Below are 1,623 nucleotides of genomic sequence, written 5' to 3'. Positions count from 1 at the left end.
GTGGGTATACTCATGCAGCGGTGTCTCTGGCTTCATCTTCTTCGTGTCGAGATAAATCTTCTCACCGTCAGTAAAGCCATAAACCTCGCCGTCCTTGGTACGGAACTCTTTCACGGCTTTCTTTACCTTGCGCTCGGCTTTCTTCTGTTCTTTAATGGAAGCCTTTATCTCCTCGTTCTTGCCCCATTTCAGATAAGCGTCCTTCGTCATTTTTACATCAACGAATTTTGCTTGTGGAAATTCTTTCTCCAACTCAGCCTTCTGCTTCATGAAAGCGTCCTTAGTCTCCTTGCCTACACTTCCTGTCTCCTTAATGGTGATAGGAACGCCAAGCTTGGCAAACTCTCTTATCTGATTAGGGGTAAATGTGTTCCAGGGAATTGCAAGGTCTGTGCCTTCAAGTTGTTTTGCAACCTTCTCGGCCACCTCAGAGTCTGGCACTACTCGTATAGCTTTTCTCCATCTTGACAACATCACGTTTCTCTGACGCTCCTTCGGCAAAAGACCATTAACCGAACCGGAATGCCAAGGCACCATACCTACAGAGTCCTTAGCTTTCTCGGCATGATATCCGCTATCAAGCTCACTCTTAGGAATAGACCATTCCACTACTCTGATGTTTCCGCGTGCATAAGCTCCAGTAAACTGGTCGTTCATCATAGATGTTGAAGTGTGCATATAAGGATTGTAGGCTGCTGGCACATCGCCTTCTCCTGCTCCTTTCTTCTTGTCTGTCTTTACAAGTACGAATGTACCATCATCTTTCACAAGGTCAGGACGCTCGTCTGCACGATGCCAATCGCCCATTTCGACAGAGTCTGTTCGCTTGCCGTCAATAATAGCCGCCATAGGAGAATAAAGCTTGCCGTCAATAATCTGCATTCCGCTATACATCGGGAACGTATCTTCATTGTTCAGCATGTCAAGCTCCGCTTGGTCTGTCACCTTATGGAACTTAACGTCGCTTCCTTCTCCGCTATCTGCATTTCTAAGAACCTCCTCAGCCTCCTTCTCGTCCGTCACCACCTCAATACCAGTCTGCTTGGTTATCTCCGTGGCAATCCACTTGACGGCCTTGTTTACTTCTCGCTGTCCTTCTGTTGGTTCGCTTCCTCCTTGCGCTTGCGGTTCAGTTCCCTCAGAGCTGCCAGCATCGCCATTTCCTTCTTTGCTTGAATGTCTTGTTTCATAGTCTTTCCAGTTTCTAAGTTTCAAAAATTCGTTTACAAAATCCTCCTTCGTTGGTCTCTCGCCGAACATTTCCGTCTGACTGGCATCCGCATAAGGAGCGGCATTTCTGTTATACGCCATCATCAGCTCGCGGAAATCCTCCGCCTTACCCTCCAAAGCAAGAGCGATAGCCTGCGAGATAGGGTCAAATCTGTCAGCTGCATTCTCGCCAAACATAGCAGGAGTGCGCAAGTATGCGTCCACACCGCTTCCGCCTTGACGTGCCTCGTACAACAGCTGCACAGCCTGGTCTATCTCCTTCATCAGAGCATAGTCGCCAAGTTTCATGTTGTCCGTCACAGCACGGATGCCGTTCAGAGCCTTGGTTTTCAGCATGGCGTCAGCACCCATCATACGGATAGTGTTCTCCGAGAATACACTGCCAAGCAACAG

At 48.4% G+C, this 1,623-nt stretch carries 1 protein-coding gene; it reads right to left on the bottom strand.

The annotated features are described in order from the left end of the window. Positions 1–1,623, bottom strand: a 1,623-nt coding sequence (locus I6E38_RS14705; protein WP_235394687.1) for a hypothetical protein, incomplete at both ends; no start/stop codon positions are given.

The organism is Leyella stercorea, from assembly GCF_021531355.1.
Lineage (GTDB): Bacteria > Bacteroidota > Bacteroidia > Bacteroidales > Bacteroidaceae > Prevotella.
Note: the sequence above shows the minus strand (reverse complement) of the source record. Positions and strands in the feature narration are given on the sequence as shown.